Here is a 25,564-nt window from a genome sequence, read left to right as displayed (position 1 = left end):
GGCTGGCTGGCGCGCCGCCGCGCAGCTTGACGAGGCCCCCAAGCTCGCTGCGCTCGCGCCCCCCCGAGGGGGAGCTCAGTCCCTTGGGGCGGCCCGGCGGGACTGGGGGCCCCCAGGCGCGCTACGCTGCGCGCCGGGACATCTCCTGCTGGAAAGGCCTGCGATGGAAGACGGCGTGGCACCCCTGGGCTTCATCGGCCTGGGCGTGATGGGTGAGCCGATGGCGCTGAACCTGGCCCGCGCGGGCCGGCGGCTGCTGGTGTGGAACCGTTCGCCCGGCAAGGGCCAGGCGCTGCTGGCGCATGGCGCCCAGGCGCTGGCCACGCCGGCCGAGGTGTTCGCGGGGGCGCCCGTCGTCATCACCATGCTGGCCAGCGAAGCGGCGCTGGACGAGGCGCTGCAGCGTGGCACGCCGGCCTTCGCGGCCATGCTGCAAGGCCGGCTGCTGGTGAACATGGCCACCACCTCGCCCGCCTACTCGCAAGGCCTGCAGGCCGACGTGCGGGCCGCGGGCGGCCGCTTCGTGGAAGCGCCGGTCTCCGGCTCACGCAAGCCGGCCGAGGCCGGGCAGCTGGTGGGCCTGCTGGCCGGCGATGCAGCCGACGTGGCGCAGGTGCAGCCGCTGCTGGCGCCGGTGTGCAAGCAGGTGTTTGCCTGCGGCGCAGTGCCTTCGGCATTGCTGATGAAGCTGTCGGTCAACCTCTTCCTCATCACCCTGGTCACCGGGCTGTGCGAGAGCTTTCACTTCGCGCAGCAGCAAGGCCTGGACACCGAGCTGCTGCGCCAGGTGCTGGACGCCGGGCCGATGGCCAGCGCCGTGTCGCAGATGAAGCTGGCCAAGCTGGTGGCGCAGGACTTCAGCGTGCAGGCCTCGATCCGCGACGTGCTGATGAACAGCCAGCTGGTGGCCGCGCAGGCGCGGGCGGCGCAGCTGCCCAGCCCGCTGCTGGACCAGGCGCATGCCTTGTTCCAGCAGGCGGTGGACCAGGGGCACGGCGCCCTGGACATGGTGGCGGTGGTGCGCGCGATCGCCGCGCTCAACCCGCCGAAGCCCGCCTGACCTGGTCGATGTAGCCGGCGGGCGTGTCGCGGTGGAAGGCCTCCACCGCGCCGCCCGGTCGGCCGGCCCCCAGCGAGCGGTAGGCGGCCAGGCCGTCGAACACCCGCAGCAGGTCGGTGCCCGCCATCTGCGAGGCATGGGCCGCGATGGCCGCGCGCTTGGCCACGATGCTGCTGCCGACGTCCACGAAGGTGTTGGCCGGCAGCGGCGTCCAGGTTTCATAGGCCCACACCTGCGCATCGGCCGGCAGCTTCACGCGGGCCAGCGCCCGCGCCAGCAGCCAGGCCGCGGCCCTGTGGTCGGGGTGGGCGTCGGTGGCGAAGGGGCTGAAGATCAGCTCGGGCTGCCAGTCGGCCAGCAGCTCGGCCAGCGGGTCCAGCGCCCAGCCGATGGCCGAAGCCAGCGCGCCGTCGGGCATGCCCAGGCAGCCCGGCGCCGGCAGGCCCAGGCAGCGGCAGGCGGCCGCGGCTTCCTGCAGCCGCTGCGCGGCCAGCGCACTTTCGAAGCGCTCGCGCGCGGCGTCGTCGCCGGGCGGCAGCTGCGCCGGGTCGTAGCCCTTGCGGCCATCGGTGAGCACCAGCACCCGCACGCTGCAACCGGCCTGCGCGGCCAGCGCCAGCGTGCCGCCACAGCCCAGGCTTTCGTCGTCGGCATGCGGGGCCAGCACCAGCACGCGGCGGCCGGCGGGCGCTGCCACCAGGGCGGGCTGCTGGCTGGCATGGGCCAGGGCCAGCTGCAGCCGCAGCGCGCGCCGCACCGCGGGCGGCAGGCCATCGGCCACCAGGCGGCGCAGCAGGCCACGCGCAGCGCGAGCAAGCAGGCCGCGCGCCGCGAACGAGGTCTCAGGGGGCGGGGAAACGGGCAGGGTCATGCGGGTACATCGTGAGCCGCGAGGATCGCATGCCCGGGGCTGCCTGACGCCCCGGCCCGTACCCGGTGCTGCAGGCTCCGCATGACCCGCAAAATCATTCCTGAGCAAAACTTCGCATACCGCCCGCAATCCTGACTTACCCTGATCAATTTCCCCAGAACAAGCGCCGTTATCCCTGACGTTCCTGTTGTGCAAAAGCGTTGCCTGGAGTCGTCAATGTCGCTTGTCATGAAGTCCCGTGATGCCACCGTGTCCGTTCCGCCCACCCTGGTGGCCAAGGGCATTTCCAAGACCGTGGCGCGTGACGCCGAAGCCAGCCGCAAGCGGGCCCGCACGCTGGCCAAGCAGCAGCAGGCCGCCGAGCGCGTGGCCGCCGCCTCCAGCCAGATGGCGGCGGGCATCAACGAGGCCGCCAGCGCGGCCGAAGAACTCAAGCGGGCGGCCGACCAGATCGCCTCCGGCGCCGAAGAGGCGGCCGGCGCGGCCCAGCAGTCGCTGGCCGCCATCACCCAGGTCTCGGGCGCCATTGCGCGTCAGCTCACCGCCGCCGGCGTGGCCCAGGCCAAGGCCGAGAACGGCCAGGCGCTGGCCGCCCGCATCAACACCGAGGTGCAGGCCACGGTGGCCAACGTGGCGCTGGGCGCCAGGCGCCAGGCCGAAAGCGTGAAGATGGTGGCCGAGCTGGAACGCCAAGCCGCCAACATCGGTGACATCGTCAAGGCGGTGGCCCGCATCGCCGACCAGACCAACCTGCTGGCCCTGAACGCCGCCATCGAGGCCGCCCGTGCCGGCCAGCATGGCAAGGGCTTTGCGGTGGTGGCCGACGAGGTGCGCACCCTGGCCGAGACCAGCGAAAAAAGCGCCAAGCAGATCCAGAGCCTGGTGGGCCAGATCCAGGGCGAGGTCAAGACCATCGCCACCGGCATCAACGAGGCGTCCGACAGCATCCAGAGCGAGGTCGAAAAGAGCGACGTGATCCTGCGCCAGCTCGAGCAGATCCGCACCGAGGCGGCCGACATCGTGGCCGGCTCCACCGAGATCGCCAGCGCCGCGCAGCAGTCGGCCACCGCGTCGCAGCAGGCGCTCAAGGGCGCCGAGCAGATCGCCGCGGCCGCGGCCGAGCAGTCGTCCGCCTCCGAAGAAGCGGCCAAGACCGTGCAGGAGCAAAGCGCCGCGCTGCAGGAATGCGAGCAGACCGCGCACAACCTGAGCGAGATTGCCGACGAGCTGAAGAACAGCACCAACATCAGCAAGAGCGCCGAAGAGGTGGCCAGCTCGGCCGAAGAACTCTCCAGCGCGGTGCAGGAGATCAACCGCTCGGCCAGCCAGATCATGGTGGCGCTGGACCAGATCCGCAAAGGCGCGCAGACCCAGGCCGCCGCCACCGCCCAGTCGGCCGCGGCCATCAGCCAGATCGAGCGTGGTGCGCAGCTGGCCGAGCAGCGCGCCAGCACCGGCCTGGAAAAGGCCAGCGCCATCCGCGGCCTGATGGACGACAACAAGGCCAACATCGACCGCCTGATCACCAGCATTTCCACCGGCGTGGACAGCACCCGCGCCAGCGCCCAGCAGATCAAGGAGCTGGAGCTGGTGAGCCGGCGCATCGACAAGATCGTCGATGCGATCACCCAGGTCAGCATCCAGACCAACATGCTGGCGGTCAACGGCAACATCGAAGCGGCACGCGCCGGCGAGTATGGCAAGGGCTTCGTGGTGGTGGCCACCGACATCCGCAACCTGGCCCACGACTCGGCCGAGAACGCCGAGCGCATCAAGGACCTGGTCAAGGGCATCCAGGACCAGATCGGCGCGGTGGGCCGCGACCTCTCCGAGATCATGGGCTCGGCCCTGCTGGAGGTGGAAAAGGCCCGCACCATCACCGCCAACCTGGTGTCGATGCAGGACGACATCGCCGCCATCGTCAAGGGCAATGCCGAGGCGCAGAGCTCCGCGCAGGAGATCGTGGTGGCCATCACCCAGGTCAAGGCCGGCGTGGACCAGGTCAGCGCCGCCGCCACCCAGGCCGAGAAGTCGGCCGAGCAGGCCGCCGCCGCCGCCCGCCAGCAAAGCCAGGGCACCGAGGAGCTGTCGTCGGCGATCGAGGAGATCGCCTCGCTGGCCGACGAGCTGCAGAGCAACTGAAGCCGCCCCTCCCCACCCGAAGTTCAAGGAGTGTGGCCGTGAGCGACGCCTCGTCCCCCGCCGGCGCACCGGCGCAATCCCTGCCGGCCAGCGACCAGCAGTTCGTCACCTTCAGCATCGCCGACCAGATGTTCGCGGTGCCCATGGCCCCGGTGCAGGAGATCATCCGCGTGCCCGACGTGGCCCGGCTGCCGCTGGCGCCCGCGGCGCTGGACGGCCTGGCCAACCTGCGCGGCCGGGTGCTGCCCATCGTCAACCTGCGGCGGGTGCTGCACACCGGCCACCGTGAGCATGACGACGCCACCCGCGCGCTGGTGATCAACCTGGGCCAGCCGCTGGGCTTCGTGGTCGATCGCGTGGCCAGCGTGGTCAGCGTGGACCGGGCCGAGATCGAACCGGCCAGCCAGGTGCAAAGCATCGTGCAGGCCGACTACCTGAGCGGTGTCATCAACCGCAGCGCGGCCGATGGCCGGCGCCAGCTGATGCCCATCCTCGACTTCCAGCGCCTGGTGGACGACCAGTTCGCGGCGCTGCAGCGCACCACCGGCGCCACGCTGGCCGCCGGCGAGCGTGCCTTCCGCGACGAAGCGGCCGACAGGACCGCCGATGCCAGCGACGAGCTGCGGCTGGTGAGCTTCACCGTGGCCGGGCAGGAATACGGCATCGACATCGCCGAGGTGCGCGAGATCGTGCAGGTGCCGGAGCACATCACCGGCGTGCCCAACACCGCCCACCATGTGCTGGGGCTGATCTCGCTGCGCGAGCGGCTGCTGCCGCTGGTGAGCCTGCGCAGCCTGTTCGGCCTGCCGGCGCTGCCGCCCGACGAGGCGCACCGCATCGTGGTGGTGGCCGTGCCCGGCGGCGGCCAGGTGGGCCTGCTGACCGATGCCGTCAAGGAGGTGCTGACGCTGCAGCCCACCGAAGCCGAACCCGTGCCCGCAGTGCTGAGCGGCAGCGCCAACCTGCAGGAGTTCGAGCGCATCTGCCGGCTGGACGACGGCAAGCGCCTGGTGGCGGTGATTGCCGTCGAGCGGCTGCTGGGCCTGGACGCCATGCGCGAGGCGCTGGATGCGGCGGCCCGCCACGATTCCCCTTCCAACACCGAGGAGCCCGGCATGACGCGGGACAGCAACGTCGACGACGACACGCAGGTCGTCATCTTCCGACTCGGCGCCGAAGAGTTCGGCGTGCCCATCATGAGCGTGCAGGAGATCGTGCGCGTGCCCGAGGCGCTGACCCGCGTGCCGCACACGCCGCCCTTCGTGGAAGGCGTGATCAACCTGCGCGGCATCGTGCTGCCGGTGATCGACCAGCGCGCCCGCCTGGGGCTGGACAGCATCGAGCGCAACGAAGGCCAGCGCATCATGGTCTTCAACATCGGCGGCATGCGCACCGGCTTCATCGTCGATTCGGTGGCCGAGGTGCTGCGCATCTGCCGCCAGAGCATCGAGCAGGCGCCCGACCTGTCGGCCCAGCAGCGCCGCGTCATCACCCGCGTGGCGAAGCTGGACGGCGGCGCCCGCCTGGTGATGCTGATCGACCCCACCCAGCTGCTGCTGGCCACCGAGGCACAGGCCGTCACGGCGCTGGGCCAGGCCGACGAACCGGCCGCCGCGCCGGCCCTGCCGCTGGCCGCTTGAACGGGAGCCGGCAGTGCCCAAGGTCCTGGTGGTGGACGACTCGGCGCTGATGCGCCGCCTGGTGTCCAACGTGCTCACCGAAGCCGGTTACGAGGTGGACACCGCACGCAACGGTGCCGAAGGCATCGAGCGGGTGACCGACTGGCAACCCGACGTGGTGACGCTGGACGTGAACATGCCCGAGATGGACGGCCTGACCGCGCTGAGCCTGATCATGCAGGCGCGGCCCACGCCGGTGATCATGCTCAGCTCGCTGACCGAGCAGGGCGCGCGCGTCACGCTGGAAGCGCTGGCGCTGGGCGCGGTGGACTACATCCCCAAGCCCGGCGGCACCATCTCGCTGAGCGTGGACGACGTGGCCGACCAGCTGCTGCAGAAGGTGCGTGCCGCCAGCCGTGCACGGCCGCGCTACCGCGCCGCGGCCGAGGCCGGCACACGGTCCGGCCCTTCGGCCACCGCAGCCCGCCCCGCCTCGGCGCAGCGGCTGGCCGCGGCCGCCGTGGCCCGCGCCCGCGCACCGGCGCCGCCGGCGCGCGTCGGCCGGCCCGAGGGCCTGGTGCTGGTGGGCGTGTCCACCGGCGGGCCGCGCACGCTGGAAGACATCCTGCCCGCACTGCCGGCCGACTTCCCGTGGCCGGTGCTGGTGGCCCAGCACATGCCGGCCAACTTCACCACCGCCTTCGCGCGCCGCATGGACAGCCTGTGCGCGCTGCGCGTGCGCGAGTGCAGCAGTGCGCTGCCGGTGGAGCCGGGCACCATCTACATCGCCCAGGGCGGCACCGACATGGTGGTGTCCGAGTACCTGGGCCGCCTGACCGTCAAGCCCCGGCCCGAGACGCCCGGCCATCCCTGGCACCCGTCGGTGGACGTGATGGTGGAAAGCGCGCTGCAGCACCTGCCAGCGGCCCAGCTCATCGGCGTGCAGCTCACCGGCATGGGCAACGACGGCGCCCGCGCGATGGCGCAGCTCAAGCGCGGCGGCGGCCGCACCATCGCCGAATCCGAGCGCAGCGCCGTCGTCTTCGGCATGCCGCAGGAACTGATCGCGGCCGACGGTGCCACCCTGGTGCTCGATGCCCAGGCCGTGGCCCGCCAGCTGATGTTGTGGGCACCCGCCCACGCCTGACCACACTGCGAGGCAAGCACACCATGGGACTGAAGAAGCCGGCCAGCCACGAGGCCATGCACCCGGTGGTGCAGCGCGAGTACCCGCGCGACCTCACCGGCCTCATGGCCCAGCTGCGCGAGGGCGACGTGGACCAGCGCCGCTGGGCCGCGCGCGACCTGGGCGCGCATGCGCAGGCCGCCACGCTGCTGGGCGAACGCCTGCTGGACGAGCCCAGCCCGCGGGTGCGCGAAGCCATCCTGCATGCGCTGGGCGGCATGCCCGGCGATGCGGCGGTGGCCGCGCTGCTGCCGCTGCTGCGCAGCGACGATGCCCAGCTGCGCAACGGCGCCATCGAGGTGCTGGCCACCATGCCGGCCGCGGTGGCGCCCCGAATCGGCGCGCTGCTGCACGACGACGACGTGGACGTGCGCATCTTCACCGTCAACCTGCTGGCCGAGCTTAAGCATGAGCGCACCGTGGCCTGGCTGCTGCAGGTGCTCAAGCAGGACGCGGCGGTGAACGTGGTGGCCGCGGCCATCGAGGTATTCGCCGAAGTGGGCGGCCCCGAGCATGTGGCCGCGCTGCGGGCGGCCGCCCAGCGCTTTGCCGGCGACCCCTTCATCGGCTTTGCCACCGACATGGCGCTGCAACGCATCGAGGCCCACTGAATGAAAAGCCTGGCCGATGCCGACAGCCGGCAGATCAGCGACGCGGACTTCGCCAAGTTCCGCGACTTCTTCTATCGCAAGACCGGCATCCACTTCGACGACAGCAAGCGCTACTTCGTCGACAAGCGCATCCTCGAGCGCATCGACGCCACCGGTGCCGACGACTTCCGCAGCTACTTCATGGCCCTGCGCTTCGAGCGCAGCGGCGACGAGCTGCAGCGGCTGGTCAACACGATGACGGTCAACGAGACCTACTTCTTCCGTGAGACCTACCAGTTCGATGCCATGGTCAACGGCATGCTGGACGAGATCGCCAGGCGCAAGCGGCCGGGCGGCCGCATCCGCATCTGGAGCATTCCTTCTTCCACCGGCGAAGAGCCGTACTCCATCGCCATCTACCTGCTGGAGCGCTGGCGGCTGATCGACGACTACGAGGTGGAGATCCTCAGCTCCGACATCGACACCCAGGTGCTGGCGCAGGCCGAACGCGGCATCTACTCGCCGCGCTCGGTGGGCCAGCTGCCACCGCCGCTGCTGCAGAAGTATTTCACCCGGCAGGCCGGCGGCGACTATGCGATCAGCCGCGACCTGGTGCAGGCGGTGGAGTTCTCGCGCGTGAACCTGTCCGACCCGGCGGACACGCGGCGCTTCCGCGACATCGACCTCATCTTCTGCCGCAACCTGCTGATCTATTTCGACGATGCCTCGCGCCGCGCGGCGGCCGAAGCCATGTTCGATGCGCTCAACCCCGGCGGCTTCGTCTGCCTGGGCCATTCCGAGTCGATGAGCCGCATCACCTCGCTGTTCCAGGTCCGCCGCTTTCCGGCCGCCATGGTCCATCAGAAACCGCTGGAAGGAGGCCCCGCTTGAAGGCCCACATCCTCGTCATCGACGATGCCGCCACCGTGCGGCTGTACCACCGCAAGATGCTCACCGACGCCGGCTGGCAGGTGGACGAAGCCGTCAACGGCATGGAAGCGCTGGAAAAGGCCGCGGCCCAGGCGCTGGAAGCGCCCTACGACCTGTACGTGTGCGACATCAACATGCCGCGCATGGACGGCTACAGCTTCGTGCGGGCGCTGCGCCGCCAGCCCGAGCTGGCACAGACGCCGGTGCTGATGGTCAGCACCGAGGCGCAGGCCCACGACGCCAGCGCCGCGCAGGAAGCCGGTGCCAATGCCTACCTGCTCAAGCCCGCCAAGCCCTGCGAGCTGGTGCTCACGGCCGCGCTGCTGCTGGGCGACCGGGCCGCGGCCCGCCGCGCCGCCGCCGCCCACCTGGCGCTGGGGGTGCCGGCATGAACACCAACATGAGCGAAGTGCTGGACCAGTTCGTCGCCGAATCGCGCGAGGGGCTGGAGCTGATCGGCAAGCGGCTGCTGGACGTGGAACGCGACCCCGGCGACACCGAGCTGATCAATGAGCTGTTCCGGCAGGTGCACACCCTCAAGGGCAACAGCGGCCTGTTCGAGTTCGAGGCGCTGGAACGCCTGGCCCATGCCGGCGAAGACGTGCTGGAACGCATGCGCAGCGGCACGCTGCGCATGACCACCGCCATCGCCGATGCGCTGCTGGAAGCCATGGACTGCGCGGCCGAGATGCTGGACCACATCAGCGCGCACGGCGGCCTGCCCGAAGGCATCGACGGCCGGGTGCAGCAGCTGGCCGGCGCGCTGCGCACGCAGGCCGGCGATGCGGGCGCCAGCAACGCCGACCACGCCGACACCGCCGCCCCCGACCAGCTGGCCGCGGCTGCCGCGCCCGCCGACACCCGGGCCGCCGCGCCGGCGCCGGTGCCCGACTGGGCCCGGGCCCTGCCGCCCGAGCTGGCCCGCCCCGGCCGCGTGGCCGTGCGCTACCGGCCCGGGGCCGAGGCCTTCTTCAACGGCGACGATCCGCTGCACACCGCGCGCACGATGCCGGGCCTGCTGCACCTGGCCGCCAGCCCGGTGGAGCCCTGGCCCGCGCCGGCGGACTTCGATTGCTACCGCTGCAACCTGCAGTTGCTGCTGGTGAGCGAGGCCCCGCGCGCCTACCTGGAAGACCATTTCCGCTACGTGCCCGAGCAGCTGGACTGGCACGAATTCACCGCCGCCGCGCAGCCGCAGCCGCAGTTGCAGTCGCAGCCGCAGTTGCAGCCCGTCACCCAGCCGGCGGAACCCGAGGCCGAAGCGCTGCTGCAGCGCCGCCTGGGCCAGCTGTGGAACGAGCAGCGCGCGCTGCTGCAGCGCCCCGGCGTGGCACCCGGCACGGTGGCTGCGGTGCGCGTGGCCCTGGGCCGGCTGATCCAGTCGATGCCCCATCAGGGCGAAGGGCTGCCGCCGCTGCCCACCAGCGTGGACGCCTTGCAGGCCTGGGCTGAAGCGCAGCAGCCGGCGGGCACGCCCTACTCCGGGGCCGGCGCGGTGCGGTCCGCCAGCAGCGGCGCCGCCAGCGCCCCGGCGGTGCGCCGCCCGGCGCAGGCCCCCGCGCCCGTGGACGAGGCCGCTGGCGGCACGCCGCGCCTGCTCAAGGTGGGCCAGGACAAGATCGACCGGCTGATGGACCTGATCGGCGAGATGGTGGTGGCCAAGAACGCCCTGCCCTACCTGGCCACCCGGGCCGAGACGGTGTTCCAGCAGCGCGAGCTGGCGCGCGAGATCAAGACGCAGTACTCGGTGATCAACCGCATCGCCGAGGACATGCAGCACGCCATCATGCAGGTGCGGCTGCTGCCGGTGGGCACCATCTTCCAGCGCTTCGTGCGGCTGGTGCGCGACATCTCCAAGCGACTGGGCAAGGAGGTGGAGCTGGTGATCGAAGGCGGTGACACCGAGGCCGACAAGAACGTCATCGAGTGCCTGGCCGACCCGCTGATCCACATCGTGCGCAACAGCCTGGACCATGGGCTGGAAACGCCCGAAGTTCGGGCCGCCGCCGGCAAGCCGCGCTGCGGCCTGCTGCGGGTGAGCGCCCGCCAGGACGGCGACCGCGTGCTGATCGAGATCACCGACGACGGCACCGGCATCGACACCGACAAGGTGCGCGCCAAGGCCGCCGAGCGCGGGCTGATTCCGGCCGACCGTGCCGATGCGCTGAGCGAAGAGGACGCGGTGCAGCTGGTGTTCCTGCCCGGCTTCAGCACCGCGCAGCAGATCAGCGACCTCTCGGGCCGCGGCGTGGGCATGGACGTGGTGCGCTCGGCGGTGGAAGCCATCCACGGCAGCGTGTCGCTGAGCAGCGTGCGCGGCCAGGGCACCACGGTGCGGCTGGCGCTGCCGCTGTCGATGGCCGTGACCAACGTGATGATGATCGAGACCGCGGGCCGCCGCTTCGGCGTGCCGATGAACCTGATCGTGGAAACGGTGCGGGTGCATGCGGACGACATCCACCGCTTCAAGGACGCGCAGACCGTGGTGCTGCGCGGGCGCATCGTGCCGCTGCGCAACCTCAACGACATGCTGGGGCTGGACGAGCCGCCGCGCCTGAATGCCGACCAGGAGCATGCGGTGCTGGTGCTGCGCATCGGCTCGGACACCATCGGCCTGCTGGTCGACGAGTTCCACGGCACCAGCGACATCATCCTCAAGCCGCTGGAAGGCGTGCTGGCCGGCCTCACCGGCTTTGCCGGCACCGCGCTGATGGGCGACGGCAGCGTGCTGATGATCCTCAACCCCAAGGAGCTGCTCTGATGGGCATCCGCTACCTGAAGAAACACGCGGCCCTGGAAGGCCATGTGAGCGTGGAAGACGCCGAGGCCCTGGGCCAATGGCTGCAGGCGCAGAAGGCGCCGGCCGTGCACCTGGGCAAGTGCGAACACCTGCATGCGGCGGTGCTGCAGACCCTGATGGCGCTGGCCCCCCAGGTGGTGGCGCCACCCCCCGACCCCTGGCTTCGTGCCGCCCTGACAAGGAACTGAGATGAAGAAGAACATCTTTCTGGTCGACGACTCCGCGACCATGTTGATGAGCCTGAAGAACACGCTGGAGATCAGCGGCTACCAGGTGGACACCGCCACCGATGGCGAGGTGGCGCTGAACAAGCTCAAGGGCGGCCTCAAGCCCGACCTGATCATCACCGACATCAACATGCCCAAGCTCGACGGCATCGGCCTGATCCGCGAGGCCCGCAAGCTGGTGCGCTTCACGCCCATCCTGGCCCTGACCACCGAGAGCCAGCAGGCCAAGCGCGACGAGGCCAAGAAACACGGTGCCACGGGCTGGTTGGTCAAGCCCGTCGGCGGGGCCGATCTCCTGAAGGTGATCAAGCAGGTGGTACCAGGAGCTTGAGCGATGCCTGACAGCACCTCCCCCCAAGCCCAGGCGCGCAAGCGCTGGGCTTCCCTCTTGCAAACCACGACAGGCCTGGGCGTGCTGGCGGCGGCCGGCATGCTGGGCTGGGTGGTGTGGCCCCAAGTCGTCACCCCCTCGGTGCTGGCGGGCCTGGCACCGGGTGCGCTGGTCGGCCTGTGGCTGGGCCGGCGCACGGCGCCCATCCTGTCGGGCCACCGCCGGCGCACCGTGGCCGTGGTCACGCAGGACATCCACACCTTGCGCCAGGCCTTCAACGTGCTGCGCCAGCAGGTGGAAGTCACCATCCAGACCTCCGAAGCGGCGGTGATGTCGATGGGCGAGCGCATGAACCGCGTGCACCGCGAAACCGAAGAGCTGCGCGGCCGCATCATGGAAGCGGTGACCCGCTCGCAGCGGCTGTCGGCCGATTCGCTCGGCCAGGCCGGCCAGCATGGCCAGGCCGTGGCCGCGCTGGCGCAGCACCAGGCCCGCTTCGAGGTCGAGCAGCAGGCCTACCGCGAGCGTGTGCGCGCAGTGGCCGAGCGGGTGCGCCAGCTGCTGCCGCTATCGGCCACCATCGACGAGATCTCGCGCCAGACCAACCTGCTGTCGATCAACGCCAGCGTGGAGGCGGCCCGCGCGGGCCGCGAAGGCGCGGGCTTCAAGGTGGTGGCCACCGAGGTGCGGCGCCTGTCCACCCTCACCAACGATGCGGCGCGGCAGATCACGCAGGGCATCGCCCGTGCGGCCGCCGCCATCGACGAGGAGATGTCGGCCGCCGACGGCCAGCTCGGCGACAGCAGCACCCACCAGCTGGGCGAGATCGCGCAGCACATCCAGACCATGGGCGACACGCTGTCGGAGGTGGTGCCCTACCTGTCCAAGCTGTCGACCGACATGGACAGCGGCATGTCCAGCGTCAACGGCGACATCATCAGCGCGCTGGGCGACATGCAGTTCCAGGACATCAACCGCCAGCTGCTGGAGCAGATCAATGCCGCGCTGGCCAGCCTGTCGGAGCACTTCGCGCAGATCTATGCACTGATCGACGGCAAGGCCCCGCCGCCGCCGGTGCTGCTGGAAGAGCTGCTGGGCCGCTGGACCCAGAACTACGTGATGAACGCCCAGCGCGTGGCACACGACCGCGGCACCAAGGGCGAGTCAGCCGCGGCCGCCGAGGCACCACCCGCCGGCGCCGCCCTGGCAGGTGCAGGCGGGGCGCGGATCGAGTTGTTCTGACGGCGGCATGGCCACGGCATTCACCGCCAGGCAGCTGAGCAACTGCTCGATGGCAACCTTCACGCACTCGGCCGCGGGCTCTGCCTCGGCGAGGGTGTGGAGGCGCTGAACCCGTCAGCCGCGCTGCGCCGGCCGGGCGACGACAGGCGCCAGCCCAGCGATATCTGCCGCCAATGCGCCGATGCCGAATGACGGCAGGCGGACGGAAGGGTGTGTCGCAGGCGGTTTGATGAACGTCGGATCAAGACTGGGTGCGGACCCTTGCAAGGCCGGCACCGAGCGACGGCTTTCGACCCGAAGCGAACTTTGCCCGCACGAAACGGAAGATCTGTTGCGCCTCGGGTGTGGCGGGTGGCGTTCCAAGGCCCGCGTCCTCGGTCCCCACATCCGCTGGGGCAAGGCTTGATTGCAATGGGCCATTGAATCTGTAGACTGGCTCAACGCTCCCCTACGCTGCCAGTGGTTGGACTGAGGCGCGGTGCTGCCACCATGCCCACATCCTCCACTTCCGCCTCCGTTCCCAGGTACGAGGTGCTGGCCCGGGAGATCGAGCACCAGATCGCGACCGGCGTTCTGCGCCCCGGTGACCGGCTGCCTTCCGTGCGCCAGACCTGCGCAGGCCGGGGGCTCAGCCCCAGCACGGTGTTCCAGGCCTACTACCTGCTGGAATCGCGCGGCCTCGTTCGCGCGGTGCCGCGCTCAGGGTACTTCGTGGCCGCGCGTGCCGATGGCGTGCTGCTTGGTGAGCCGCGAACCACGGAGCCGCAGTCCGGCGCCAAGACCGTCGCGGTCAACGACCTGGTGTGCGAGATCCTGGGTTCTGCGCGCGCCCGCGACATCGTGCCGTTTGGATCCGCCTTTCCTGATCCCAAGCTGTTTCCGTTGGACAGGTTGCGCCGGGCGCTGGTCTCCAGCACGCGGCGGCTCGAGCCCTGGAACATGGTCGACGACCTGCCGCCGGGCAACCTGCGGCTGCGGCGGGAGATCGCCAAGCGCTATCTGCGGCAGGGTCTTCCGATCGCCACCGAGGAGATCGTGCTCACTCACGGCGCGATGGAGGCCTTGAATCTGTGCCTGAACGCGGTCACGCGCCCGGGTGACGCGGTGGTGGTGGAGTCGCCCACCTTCTACGTCGCGCTGCAGGCGCTGCAGCGCCTGGGCCTGCGCGCGATCGAGGTGCCGACGCATTGCCGCGAGGGCATCGATCTCGGGCGCTTGGCGCAGGTGATCGAGCTCTACCGGCCCAAGGCCTGCTGGCTGATGACGAACTTCCAGAATCCGCTCGGCAGCCTGATGCCCCAGGCGAAGAAGCGCGACCTCGTCGAGCTGCTGGGCCGCCACGACCTGCCGCTGATCGAGGACGACGTCTATGCCGAGCTGTACGAGGGCAACGCGGCGCCCCTGCCTGCCAAGGCCTACGACCGCCGTGGCCTGGTGCTGCACTGTTCGTCCTTCTCCAAGTGCCTGGCGCCCGGCTACCGGGTCGGCTGGGCCGCGCCCGGGCGTTGGGCGCACGAAGTGCAGCGGCTGAAGCTGATGACGAGCCTGTCCGGGTCGATTCCCGTGCAGGCGGCGGTGGCCGAATACCTGCAGGAAGGCGGCTACGACCGCCACCTGCGCAGCCTGCGCCGGGCGCTGCAGGCGCGTCGCGACAGTCTGTTCGATGCCGTCACCCGGCACTTCCCGGACGGCACGCGGGCGGTGCGGCCGGCGGGTGGCTACTTCCTCTGGGTCGAGCTGTCGGTCGGGGTGGATGCGATGGCGCTGCATCGCGCCGCACTGGCGCAGCGCATCAGCCTCGCCCCGGGTCCGATGTTCTCGGCCCGGGCCGATTTCCAGCACCACATCCGGCTGAACGGCGGGCAGCCGTGGGATGCGACGCTCGAGGGCGCCGTTCGCACGCTGGCGCGACTGGCCGCTGACGCCGTGCGCACAGAGACCGCCGGGCAGCCGTCCATCTGATCCGGTCGGCCAGGCCCGCAACTGCTCGGGCCGCCGACGCCAACGGCGGCGCAGACTGCGGCCATGTGCACATCCGAGTCGTCACGCCCATGCCGCCCTGCCCGCCCGCATTGACGCCAGCGGAGGCCGACCCACGGCCGTCCGCCGTCGAGACCGCCCTGCACGAGGTGCTGGATCGGCTCGGGCCATCCATCTTTGCCGGCCTGCTCGATACCGAGGGCGTGCTGCGCTATGCCAACCAGGCGGCGCTCAGTGCCATTGAAAGCTCGCCGGAGCAGGTGCTCGGCAGGCGCTTCGACACCACCCCCTGGTGGCAGGCCTGCGAGCTGTCGCGGCAACGGTTGCAGCAGGCGGTGGAGGGCGCCTTGCGCGGCGAGGCCTCGCGCTTCGATGTGCGGGTGGCCACGAGCAGCGGCGCGCTGCTGGCGATGGACTTTTCGCTGCTGCCGCTTTACGACACGGAGGGCCAGGTGGCCTGGCTGATCCCGTCAGCGCGCGACGTCACCGAGCGGGAGCAGGCGCAGCATCAGCTGCAGCTCACGCGCCATGCCGTCGAGCAGGCCAACGACGCGCTGCTGCAGGTGGGCCCCGACGGCGCCTTCCGCGATGCCAACGCTGCCGCCTGCCGGCTGCTCGGGCTGTCGAGGGAGCAGCTGCTGCGCCTGCGCGTGCCCGACATCGATACGCAGGTCGACATGGCCCACTGGCCGCAGCGCTGGCACGAGCTGTGCGAAAGCGGTTCCCTGCGTTTCGAGACCAGCGTGCGCCACCAGCAGGGGCATGAGATTCCGGTCGACGTGTCCGTGAGCCTGGTGACCAGCGACAGCACCTCCTTCGCGCACGTCTGCATCGACGACATCCGCGAGCGTCGGGCCGCCGAGCGCCGCATCCGCCAGCTGCTGCAGTTCGACGAACTCACCGGGCTGCCCAACCGCCAGCTGCTGTTCGAGCGCCTGGGCACGACGCTGCAGACGACCCGCCACACCGCGGTGCTGGTGCTCGAGCTCGATCGCTTCAAGCGCATCAACGACGGACTGGGCCCGCATATCGGCGATGCGGTGCTGCGCGAAGCGGCACAGCGCATCGCCGCCACCGTGCGCAGCACCGACCTGGTGGCGCGACGCGGCGGCGACGAGTTCGTCATCGTGATGCCGGCACCGTCGGCGCCTCCGTTGCACACGGCGCAGGCCCTGCTCGACGGCATCGCCCGGCCGATGGTCATCGAAGGGCACGAGGTCCACATCACCTGCAGCATCGGCATCGCCACAGCGCCAGCCGATGGCGACCGCTCCGACACCCTGTTGCGGCGCGCGAACGCCGCGCTGCACCAGGCCAAGCTGCTGGGCCGCAACCAGGTGAGCGTCTATGCCGGCATGCCGCACGAGGACGACCCCGAACGGCTGGCGCTGGAGAACGCGCTGCGCCATGCGCTGCGCGACGATCAGCTGGATCTGCATTACCAGCCGCAGGTCGATCTCGTCCACGGCCGCATCGTCGGCGTCGAGGCCCTGCTGCGCTGGCAGCATCCGACGCTGGGCCGCATCGCGCCGGATCGGTTCATCCCGATTGCCGAGGAGACCGGCCTGATCGTCGCCATCGGCGACTGGGTGCTGCGGCGCGCCATCGAGCAGGCGGCGGCCTGGCAGCGGGCCGGGCTGCCGCCGCTGCGCATGGCGGTCAACCTGTCGGCGCGGCAGCTGCTGCAGCCGGATCTGGCGCGGCGCATCGAAGGCCTGCTCGCCGCGTCCGGCCTCGACCCGCGCCTGTTCGGCGTCGAGGTCACCGAGAGCATGCTGATCGCCAAGTTCGACCAGGCCGTGCGGCACCTGCAGGAGCTGCGCGCGCTCGGCGTCGAGGTCTCGCTCGATGACTTCGGCACCGGCTACTCCAGCCTCAGCTACCTGCGCCGGCTGCCGGTGGACGTGGTGAAGATCGACCGCTCGCTGGTGCCCGACGTCGCGGCGCCCGCGGAGGACGTGTCGATCACGCGCGCCATCATCACGATGGCACACGGCCTGCGGATGAAGGTGCTGGCCGAAGGTGTCGAGAGCGAAGGCCAGGCGGCGCTGCTGGCCGCCAACCAGTGCGACCAGATGCAGGGCTACTGGTTCAGCGCCGCGATGCCCGCTGCGGAGGTCGCGGTCATGCTGCAGGAAGGGCGACAGATCGATCCGGCGCTGCTGGGGCGGCGCGACCAGCAGCGCACCTTGCTGCTGGTGGACGACGAGGACAACATCGTGGCCGCGCTGCGCCGGCTGCTGCGCGCCGAGGGCTGGCGGGTGCTCAGCGCCTGCAGCGCCGAGCAGGCGCTGCAGCTCCTGGCCCGCCACCCGATCGACGTGATCCTGTCCGACCAGCGCATGCCCGGCATGACCGGCGTCGAGCTGCTGCGGCGGGCCCGGCAGCTTTACCCGGACACGATCCGGCTGGTGCTGTCGGGCTACACCGAGCTGCAGTCGATCACCGATGCGATCAACGAGGGTGCCATCTACAAGTTCCTCGCCAAGCCCTGGGACGACGACGAGCTGCGGGCCCACCTGCGCGAGGCCTTCGCGTTGAAGGAACTGGCCGACCGCAACCGCCGCCTCGACCAGGAGGTCCAGGCCGCCAACCGCGAACTGGCCGAGCTGAACGCGCGTCTGCAGTCGCTGCTGGCGGCACAACGCGAACAGAATGAGCGCGAGGTCGGCACCCGGGAGGCGGCGCAGGAGCTGCTCGACGCCGTGCCGGTGCCGGTGTTTGGCATCGACGACGAAGGCCTGCTGGTGTTTGTCAACGCGCCGGCCCGGGTGCTGTGCGGACGCGGTGGCGTCCTGCTGGGCACGCCCGCGGTCGAGCAGCTGCCGCCGGCGCTGCAGCCGGCGCTGGAGGGCCAGGCCCTGCTCGTCACGCTGGTGGATCGCCGCTGGTGGGCGATGAGCCGGGCCTTGACGGGCCACGCCCGCGGCCGCCTGCTGGTGCTGCTGCCGCAGTCCGGGGCTGCCCGATGAGCACCCCCGTCATTCCTGCCGCCCCGGCGGCGCTGCCACAGGCGCTGACCCACCTGTTCCGCCACAGCCTGCGCGAAGGTCGCGTGCACCCGCTGCTGCACGTCGTGCAGCGCTATCGCCAGGCGCCTGCCCGATGACCACGACCCTCTTGCCGATCGCACGCGCCGAACTGCTCGCCGCGCTGCGCGACCTGCCGCCGCTGCCCTCGGTGGTGCTCGAACTGGTGGAATCGCTGGGCCACGAGGAGCTCAGCGCCGGGCAGTACGCGGCCAAGATCTCCCGCGACCAGGCCCTGGCGGCCAAGACGCTGCGGCTGGCCAATTCCTCGTTCTACGGGCGTGGCCGGCAGGTGCGCTCGGTGGCCGAGGCGATCGGCGTGCTCGGCCTGCGCACGGTGCGCGGCGTGGTCACGGCGGCGGGGCTGGCCGGCAGCTTCCGGCGCCATGCAGCCTTCGACCACGACAGCTTCTGGCGCCACTCGATCAGCAGCGCGCTGTGTGCCCAGGCGCTGGCCGGCGAGCTGGGCCGCAACGACGCCGACCTGGCCTTCACGGTCGGCCTGCTGCACGACATCGGCCGGATGGCGCTGGCCAGCGCGTTTGCGCCGGCCTATGCCGCGGCCGAACGATGGCGGCGCGACACGGACTGCACCGCCTGCGAAGCCGAGCGCGCGGTGCTCGGCCTCGATCACGCCGAGGTCGGCGGGTTGATCGCACGGCAGTGGAACTTCGCGCCGGCCATCGTGGATGCCATCCGGGAGCATCACGCACCGCCGGCGGAGGCCGGACTCACCTTGACGGGCCTGGCGCATGTGGCCGACGGCATCGCGCATGCGCTGGGGCTGGCCGGCGACGCGGACGAGGCGGTGCCGACGCTGGTGCTGCCGCTCTGGGCCGCCTGCGGCCTGGACGACGCGGCCTGCATGCGGCTGTTCGCCCAGACCGAGCACCAGTTCCAGACCCTGTGCGACGCACTGTTTCCTTGAAGACCATGCCGGACTCCGAACCCGAACTCGTCTCCCTGCAGCGCGCGAACCAGGAGCTGCGTGCGCTCAACGAAAGCCTGCGCAGCGCGCAGCACCAACTGCTGCAGGCCGAAAGGCTGGCTTCGATCGGCCAGCTCGCCGCCGGTGTGGCGCACGAGATCAACAATCCGATCGGCTACGTGTTCTCCAACTTCGGCACGCTGGAGGTCTATCTCCAGCGGCTGTTCGAGATGCTGGCGGCCTACGAGCAGGCGGAACCTGCGCTGGCCGACGGGGCCGTCGCGGCCCGGCTTGCGGCGATCCGCGAGCGGGTCGAGCTGGACTACCTGAAGCAGGACATCCCGCTGCTGCTCGGGGAGTCCAAGGAGGGCCTGTCACGCGTGCGCAAGATCGTGCAGGACCTGAAGGACTTCTCGCGGGTGGACACCCACCAGGAGTGGGTCTCGGCCTCGCTGCACCAAGGCATCGACTCGACGCTGAACATCGTCGCCAACGAGATCAAGTACCGCGCCGACGTCCACCGTGAGTACGGCGCCCTGCCGAACATCGACTGCCTGCCTTCGGAGCTGAACCAGGTGTTCCTGAACCTGCTGGTCAACGCGGCCCATGCCATCGGGCCGCAGCGGGGGCTGATCGTAGTGCGCAGTGCTCACGCCGGCAACGAGGTCTGGGTGGAGGTCGAGGACAACGGCTGCGGCATCGCGCCCGAACACCGGCAGCGCATCTTCGACCCGTTCTTCACCACCAAGCCGGTGGGCCGCGGCACGGGCCTGGGCCTGTCGCTGGCCTACGGCATCGTGCAGAAGCACCATGGCCGCATCGACGTGCGCAGCGAACCGGGCCGCGGCTCCTGCTTCCGGGTGACGCTGCCGGTGCGCCGCCCGACCGGCGAGGCGGGCACCGAATGAACGCCGCCGATGCGCCGTGGACGCTGCTGGCCGTCGACGACGAGCCGAACATCCTGGCCGCGCTGCGGCGGCTGTTCCGCACCACCGGATGGCGCTTCCTGACGGCCGAACGCGCCGAAGAGGCGCTGGCGCTGCTGGCCAGGGAACCCGTCGACGCGGTGCTTTCGGACATGCGCATGCCGGGCATGGACGGCGTGCAGCTGCTCGAAGAGGTCGGCCGCAGCTGGCCGCGCACCGCCAGGCTGCTGCTGACGGGGCAGGCCGACCTCGGCGCCACGATCGCCGCCATCAACCGCGGCCGGCTGCACCGCTACATCACCAAGCCCTGGAACGACGACGAGCTGCTGCTGACGCTGCGCCAGGTCGCTCGAGGCCAGCAGGTGGAGGCCGAGAAGGCGGCGCTGGAGCGGCTGACCCACCGGCAGAACGAAGAGCTGAAGACACTGAACGCGGAGCTGGAGGCGCGCGTCGGGCTGCGCACCGCGGAGCTGGCGGCGGCCAATGACCGGCTCAAGCGCAACTACCTGACCTCCATCAAGGCCTTTACCGCCCTGATCGACCTGCGAGGCAGTGCGCAGTTCGGCCATGCGCGCCAGGTGGCGGACCTGACGCGGCGCATCGCCCAGGCGATGACGGTGGACGCCGCCACCGCCCACGACCTGCCGATCGCGGCGCTGCTGCACGACATCGGGCACATCGGCCTCAGCGACGCCGTGCTGGCGCGGCCGGTGAACCGCCTCGACCGCGACGAACTGCAGCGCTACCGGCTGCACCCGGTGCTCGGCGAGCAGGCCCTGCTGGCCAGCGACGACCTGCAGGGCGTGGCGCCGCTGATCCGCGCCCACCACGAGCGCTGGGACGGGCAGGGCTTTCCGGACGGCCTGCGCGGGGCGGCGATCCCGCTCGGGGCCCGCATCCTGGCAGTGGCCGATGCCTTTGAGGATCTGCGCGGGGGCCGGATCGACGGCCACGCGCTGGGCATCCTCGAAGCGCGCCAGGTCGTGCAGGCCGGCCGCGGCAGCCGCTTCGACCCGGCGGTCGTCGACGCCTTCGACCAGCTGTTCTCGGCCGCACCGGCCAGGCCGGCCCGGTCGACGCAGCGCCTGGGCAGTTCGGACCTGCGCGCCGGCCACACGCTGGCGCAGGATTTTGTGTCGCCCGAGGGCGTGCTGCTGCTGTCGGCCGGACAGAAACTGACCGAAGACCTGATCGGCCGCATCCGTGCCTTCGAACGCAAGCATGGCCTGGCGGTGACGCTGACGGTCCATGCACCCGGGGAGGCCGAACGGTGAAGCGCCTGTTGATCGTCGACGACCAGACGCCGGTGCTGCACGCACTGCGCCGGCACTTCGAGCCGCAGCAGCTCGAGGTGGAGCTCTGTGCCGATCCCCTGAAGGCGCTGCAGCGACTGCACCGGGCGCGGTTCGACGTGCTGGTCAGCGACTACCGGATGCCGGGGCTGGACGGCGTGAGCCTGCTCGCCCGCGCCAGGGACCTGGACCCGCGCATCGTGCGCATGATGCTCAGCGCCTCGGCCGATTTCGGCGCCGTCGTCGACGCGGTGAATCTGGCCGGCGTGTTCCGCTACATCCCGAAGCCGTGGAGCGAGCCGCAGTTGCTGGCGGACCTGCGGGCCGCGCTCGCCTTCGACCCGAGCGCCACGCCGAGCGAGGGCGAACTGGAACGACGCCGGCTGGAGGCGCTGGAACCCGGCATCACCCGGGTCGACTGGGGGCCCAACGGAGAGGTGCTGATGCCGGGCGACCTGCCGACCAAGCCCGCCAGTTCTTGAATGCGCCCGCCGACGGATCCACCCAAGCACTGCTGCACTGTCCGGCTGACCGTTCATGGCCGGGTCAAGCCGAAGACAGGCGGCGACTCGCCGCCGGAAACCTGTCGTTCAGCCGCTCGTCGAGGCCACGACTGGGCGCGCGGGGCGACCGACCGGTAGTGGCCGACAGCAGCCGCCCTGGCTGGAAGCTTGATCGCCCGCTCCCGCTGCAGGACCGCCCCTCGGCGCCTGCGACCTCTGCCGGCAGAAGGCGGCGCGCGACGGCGCTACCTGCACCACAGAAATGGCCCCCGCCTGTGCAAGCCATGCACTGGACCTGGGCTGTGCACAATCGCCCCCGCATGCGCCACCTACCGCTTTCTCGCGCCCTGAGCGTCCTGCACTGCCTGGGGCGTGCAGCGCTGCTGTCGTGGGCGCTGACGGCTTTTGTGGCCAGCTGGGCGCAGAGCGTGCCGGCCGGTGGTGCCAGCGCTTCTGCCGCCTTGACTGCGCCGGTGCCTGTGTCCGACCTGCTGGCCCGTGCCGACGAGGATCAGCAGCGCGTGGACCGCGCTCGCCAGCTGCTGCAGGCGCCTGACCCGTCCGACCGTCTGGGTCGCTCGCTGGATGCCATCGTGCGGCCTGTGGAGGCCAAGCTCGCCCAAAGCGCGGGCGGCGCCTTGCACCTGCTGCCCATCATGCGCCTGGAGAGCCTGGCCCGGCATTGGGACTTCGACGCGCGCCGCTTTGCCACCTGGGAGCTGCAGGCACGCTGGGCCCTGGCGCCCTACGGCGATGCGGCCGTCGAGTTGTCGCAGCGTCGCGCAGCCTGGGCGGCCACGCGCACGGCGGGTCAACTCGATGTCCTGCCGCCCGCTCTGGCAGAGCGTGTGCAAGCCCTGCAGGGGCAGATCGACGAGGCCGAGGCCGGGCTGGGCGCTGCCCTGACCCGGCAGCTGGCGCTGACGCAGCGCGCCAGCGATGTAAAAGCGCGCATCCGCGCCGGCAGCAATGACGTGGCAGCGGCCATCGACGACCTGGACCGCCGCCTGCTGCAAACCGACGTGTCGCCGCTGTGGCAGGGCCTGGGGACCAGCGTCGGCTCCCGCACGGCCTGGGAGCAGGTGGTGAGCGGCCTGCAGATCGAACGCCAGTTCGCCATCGACTACCACGCGGCTCACACCGGCAACCAGCAAGCCCTGCGCATCGTGCAGCTGCTGCTGTTGCCGCTGATCCTGTGGCTGGTGGTCCGCAGTCGGCGCCAGGGCGCGCAAGCCCAGGGCGCCGCTTCGCCGCCGCACCGCGTGGCGCAGGCCCTGCGCCGGCCGATCTCGGCCTGGCTGCTGCTGGCCATGCTGGCCGTGCTGGTGCTGGAGCCCGATGCACCGATGCTGGTGCAGGAGGCAGCGCTGGCCTTGGCGCTGTTGCCGGTGTTGCGGCTGCTGCCCGCCAGCCTCTTGCGCACGCTGGGCGCCTGGCCGCAGGCAGCCATCGCGCTGTATGCGCTCGACCGCGTCGGTGTGGCGGCCGTCGCCGACCCGGCGCTGTACCGCCTCTTCCTGCTGCTGCTCAACGGCGTGGCGCTGGCGCTCACGCTCTGGCTGCTGGGTCGGCCTGTGCCGGCGGGGGTGGATGGCCCGGCCGGCCTGCTGCAACGCCTGGTGCGACCGACCGCCTGGACTGCACTCGCCTTGCTGTCCGTTGCCGCGGCCTGCAACCTGGTGGGCAACGTCTCCCTGGCCGAAACGCTCACCAGCGGCGTCATTGACAGCGGCTACATGGCGCTGCTGCTGACCGCGGCCGTCGCGGCGGGCACCGGCCTCGTGCTGGCCATCCTCGACCAGCCGGAGGTGGCGCGTCGCCGGCTGGTGCGCCAGCATGAACCGGTGGTGCTCAAGGCCGGCATGCGCCTGCTGGCCCTCGGTGCCGGCCTGGGCTGGCTGCTGTACGCGATGGACCGCTTCCGGGTGCTGCGCCCGCTGCAACGGGTGGGCATGGAAGTGCTGGGCCTGGGGGTCGAGGTAGGCCAGGTATCGGTGCACCTGGGTGACGTGCTGGTGTTCATGGTGTCGGTCGCGCTGGCCTACTGGGCCGCGCGCGCCGTGCGGCGTCTGCTGCGCGACGAACTGCCGGGCCACGCCGGGCTGCCGCGCGGCGCCGGCAACAGCATTGCCTCGCTCAGCTACTACGGCGTGCTGCTGCTCGGCACCCTGGTGGCCCTGTCGGCGGCGGGCTTCCAGGTCAGCCAGCTGGCGCTGGTCTTCGGCGCGCTGGGCGTGGGCATTGGCTTCGGGCTGCAGAACGTGGTGAACAACTTCGTCTCGGGCCTGGTGTTGATGGTCGAGCGGCCCATCCAGCCCGGTGACCTGGTGGAGGTGGGCCCGACGGCCGGCACCGTGCGCGAGATCGGTCTGCGCGCCACCATCATCCGCACTTACGAAGGCGCCGACGTGGTGGTGCCCAACGGGCTGCTGGTCAGCAGCAACCTCACCAACTGGACCCTGTTCGACCGCAGCCGCCGCATCGAGATCACGGTGACTGCCGCCTACGACACCGATCCGTCGAGGGTGCTGGCCCTGCTGGAAGAAGTGGCGCGCCGCCTGCCCGGCATCGCTGCGCAGCCGCCGCCGGCGGCTCAGCTCACCGGCTATGGCGACAGCGCGTTGAACTTCGTGCTGAGGGCCTGGACACAGGACATCGGCGCCTGGGGCAGCCTGCGCAGCGAACTGCTGGCCCGCACGCTGGCGGCGCTGCAGGCCGAGGGCATCGACATCCCGTACAACCAGCTCGACATCCACCTGCGCCGGACCCCGCCGACGGCTGCCTCGTAGTCCTTGACCTACAGCGAACTTCGCTGCCCGATGCCATCATCCCGCCGCAGCAATCAGGAGTCACCATGCGCATGCTCAGACCGGGCGTCATCGCCATCGTGTTGACCGGTGTGCTGGCGGTGCCGCAGGCCCACGCGCAGACACCCACCGACCTGGCCGACCTGGTCGGTGCGCGCGGTGCGGGCGGCGAGACGCAGATGCAGGCGCGTGGCTACCAGCAGGTGCGGGCCACGCGGGTGCGCGACCAATCGTGGACGCTGTGGTGGAGCGACGTGCAGCGCGCCTGCGTGGCCATCGCCACCGACGATGGCCGTTATGCCTCGATCAGCCGCATCCCGGAGCAGAACTGCCGCCCCGGTGGGGTGGCCACCGCACCGCCGCCACGGCCGCACCAGCCGGACACGCTCACATTGGTGTGCTATGGCCAGGGTGAACATGCGGTGTACGCCAGCCACTCCGGCTACGAGTGGAACGACAAGCGCAAGCACTATGAGCCCACGCAACGCACGGAAACCGCCGACGAGCAGTTTCAGACCGGCGTGCAGTTCGAGTTCCGCGACGGTGGCGGACGCATCCACCTCAGCGGCAAGATGATCCCGCCGCTCAACTCCGGCGGTGTGGACGGCTGGTGGCAACTGGAAGACGTGCGCATGTCACCAGACAGCATCACCGCCCGATACCACGTCAGCGGCCTGAACCGCCTCAACGTGCAGATCGACCGCCGCACCGGCATGGTGGAGATCAAGGACAAGCCCGGCTTCTCCGGCAAGTGCGACGTGGGCGACTGGGGCGCCGGGCGCAAGTTCTGAAGGTGAACGACGCTGCACCGCGGGCGGCCGCCGCCCCAAACCCCACCGCCGCCTCCGCGCGACAAAAGCTGGCCATCCGCCTGTCGACCCTGCTGTGGGCCGCGCTGGCGCTGAGCCTGCTGGCCGGCCTGCCGGTGTTGCTGGGCGCCACCTGGCTGCTGCTGCCGGGGCTGTGGCTGCTGGCCGCGCTGCTGGCGCTACCGGCTGTGGGGGTGTGGCGGCTGCTGTGGCGGCCGGCCCGCGGGCGCGCCAAATCGGCCCAATGGCTTCGCACCAGCGCGGGCCTGTGGTGCCTGCTGGGCGGTCTGGC

General features: G+C 70.9%; 21 protein-coding genes and 1 pseudogene. 21 read left to right on the top strand and 1 reads right to left on the bottom strand.

What is annotated here, in order from left to right; translation table 11 throughout:
• Nucleotides 1-163 precede the first annotated feature (163 nt).
• Nucleotides 164-1,060 carry an NAD(P)-dependent oxidoreductase gene (locus ABNT58_RS12595; RefSeq protein WP_348753821.1) on the top strand — a complete coding sequence of 299 codons (897 nt, stop codon included), beginning with the start codon at nt 164-166 and terminating at the stop codon, nt 1,058-1,060.
• On the opposite strand, the gene ABNT58_RS12590 is transcribed toward ABNT58_RS12595, so the two are convergent.
• Nucleotides 1,038-1,931, bottom strand: a complete 894-nt coding sequence (locus tag ABNT58_RS12590; protein ID WP_348753820.1) for a PIG-L deacetylase family protein — start codon at nt 1,929-1,931, stop codon at nt 1,038-1,040. The genes ABNT58_RS12595 and ABNT58_RS12590 overlap by 23 nt on opposite strands.
• A gap of 228 nt (nt 1,932-2,159) precedes the next feature.
• On the opposite strand from ABNT58_RS12590, the gene ABNT58_RS12585 reads away from it, so the two are divergent.
• The 20 genes and pseudogenes from ABNT58_RS12585 to ABNT58_RS12490 form a co-directional block, all read left to right on the top strand.
• Nucleotides 2,160-4,073, top strand: a complete 1,914-nt coding sequence (locus ABNT58_RS12585) for a methyl-accepting chemotaxis protein (protein ID WP_348753819.1) — start codon at nt 2,160-2,162, stop codon at nt 4,071-4,073.
• Between the two features lie 38 nt (nt 4,074-4,111).
• A complete protein-coding gene (locus ABNT58_RS12580) occupies nt 4,112-5,713 on the top strand; it encodes a chemotaxis protein CheW (RefSeq protein WP_348753818.1) in 1,602 nt (533 codons plus the stop codon).
• A 13-nt stretch (nt 5,714-5,726) separates the two neighbouring features.
• Nucleotides 5,727-6,839 (top strand): chemotaxis-specific protein-glutamate methyltransferase CheB, encoded by a 1,113-nt coding sequence (gene cheB, locus ABNT58_RS12575; RefSeq protein WP_348753817.1) that lies wholly within the window; start codon nt 5,727-5,729, stop codon nt 6,837-6,839.
• A gap of 23 nt (nt 6,840-6,862) precedes the next feature.
• On the top strand, nt 6,863-7,489 hold the full coding sequence (locus ABNT58_RS12570; protein ID WP_348753816.1) for a HEAT repeat domain-containing protein: 627 nt from the start codon (nt 6,863-6,865) through the stop codon (nt 7,487-7,489).
• Nucleotides 7,490-8,359, top strand: coding sequence for a protein-glutamate O-methyltransferase CheR (locus ABNT58_RS12565; RefSeq protein WP_348753815.1), 870 nt, complete (start codon nt 7,490-7,492; stop codon nt 8,357-8,359).
• A complete protein-coding gene (locus ABNT58_RS12560; RefSeq protein WP_348753814.1) occupies nt 8,356-8,790 on the top strand; it encodes a response regulator in 435 nt (144 codons plus the stop codon). Before ABNT58_RS12565 ends, ABNT58_RS12560 begins: the two co-directional genes overlap by 4 nt.
• Nucleotides 8,787-11,159, top strand: a complete 2,373-nt coding sequence (locus tag ABNT58_RS12555; protein WP_348753813.1) for a chemotaxis protein CheA — start codon at nt 8,787-8,789, stop codon at nt 11,157-11,159. The genes ABNT58_RS12560 and ABNT58_RS12555 overlap by 4 nt, the downstream gene beginning before the upstream one ends.
• The gene (locus tag ABNT58_RS12550; RefSeq protein ID WP_348753812.1) at nt 11,159-11,386 is read left to right on the top strand and encodes a hypothetical protein; all 228 of its coding nucleotides are present in this window, start codon (nt 11,159-11,161) and stop codon (nt 11,384-11,386) included. Before ABNT58_RS12555 ends, ABNT58_RS12550 begins: the two co-directional genes overlap by 1 nt.
• A gap of 1 nt (nt 11,387) precedes the next feature.
• Nucleotides 11,388-11,756 (top strand): response regulator, encoded by a 369-nt coding sequence (locus ABNT58_RS12545; protein ID WP_348753811.1) that lies wholly within the window; start codon nt 11,388-11,390, stop codon nt 11,754-11,756.
• 3 nt (nt 11,757-11,759) lie between these two features.
• Nucleotides 11,760-12,998 (top strand): methyl-accepting chemotaxis protein, encoded by a 1,239-nt coding sequence (locus ABNT58_RS12540; RefSeq protein WP_348753810.1) that lies wholly within the window; start codon nt 11,760-11,762, stop codon nt 12,996-12,998.
• Between the two features lie 489 nt (nt 12,999-13,487).
• Nucleotides 13,488-14,960: a PLP-dependent aminotransferase family protein gene (locus ABNT58_RS12535; protein WP_348753809.1), complete on the top strand. Its 1,473-nt coding sequence runs from the start codon at nt 13,488-13,490 to the stop codon at nt 14,958-14,960.
• A gap of 167 nt (nt 14,961-15,127) precedes the next feature.
• The gene (locus tag ABNT58_RS12530; protein WP_348753808.1) at nt 15,128-17,950 is read left to right on the top strand and encodes an EAL domain-containing protein; all 2,823 of its coding nucleotides are present in this window, start codon (nt 15,128-15,130) and stop codon (nt 17,948-17,950) included.
• The gene (locus ABNT58_RS12525) at nt 17,947-18,087 is read left to right on the top strand and encodes a hypothetical protein (protein ID WP_348753807.1); all 141 of its coding nucleotides are present in this window, start codon (nt 17,947-17,949) and stop codon (nt 18,085-18,087) included. Before ABNT58_RS12530 ends, ABNT58_RS12525 begins: the two co-directional genes overlap by 4 nt.
• Nucleotides 18,084-18,935, top strand: coding sequence for an HDOD domain-containing protein (locus ABNT58_RS12520; protein ID WP_348753806.1), 852 nt, complete (start codon nt 18,084-18,086; stop codon nt 18,933-18,935). Before ABNT58_RS12525 ends, ABNT58_RS12520 begins: the two co-directional genes overlap by 4 nt.
• A gap of 5 nt (nt 18,936-18,940) precedes the next feature.
• Nucleotides 18,941-19,843, top strand: coding sequence for an ATP-binding protein (locus tag ABNT58_RS12515; RefSeq protein ID WP_348753805.1), 903 nt, complete (start codon nt 18,941-18,943; stop codon nt 19,841-19,843).
• Nucleotides 19,840-21,135 (top strand): HD domain-containing phosphohydrolase, encoded by a 1,296-nt coding sequence (locus tag ABNT58_RS12510; protein ID WP_348753804.1) that lies wholly within the window; start codon nt 19,840-19,842, stop codon nt 21,133-21,135. Before ABNT58_RS12515 ends, ABNT58_RS12510 begins: the two co-directional genes overlap by 4 nt.
• Complete coding sequence (locus ABNT58_RS12505) at nt 21,132-21,635, top strand: response regulator (RefSeq protein WP_348753803.1); 504 nt, start codon at nt 21,132-21,134, stop codon at nt 21,633-21,635. The genes ABNT58_RS12510 and ABNT58_RS12505 overlap by 4 nt, the downstream gene beginning before the upstream one ends.
• Before the next feature lie 494 nt (nt 21,636-22,129).
• The gene (locus ABNT58_RS12500) at nt 22,130-24,445 is read left to right on the top strand and encodes a mechanosensitive ion channel domain-containing protein (RefSeq protein WP_348753802.1); all 2,316 of its coding nucleotides are present in this window, start codon (nt 22,130-22,132) and stop codon (nt 24,443-24,445) included.
• A 65-nt stretch (nt 24,446-24,510) separates the two neighbouring features.
• Nucleotides 24,511-25,254 (top strand): hypothetical protein, encoded by a 744-nt coding sequence (locus ABNT58_RS12495; protein ID WP_348753801.1) that lies wholly within the window; start codon nt 24,511-24,513, stop codon nt 25,252-25,254.
• A gap of 2 nt (nt 25,255-25,256) precedes the next feature.
• A pseudogene (locus tag ABNT58_RS12490) lies at nt 25,257-25,564 on the top strand (hypothetical protein); the annotation flags it as partial.

It is taken from the genome of uncultured Aquincola sp. (genome assembly GCF_964001545.1).
Taxonomy (GTDB): domain Bacteria; phylum Pseudomonadota; class Gammaproteobacteria; order Burkholderiales; family Burkholderiaceae_C; genus Aquincola.
Note: the sequence above shows the minus strand (reverse complement) of the source record. Positions and strands in the feature narration are given on the sequence as shown.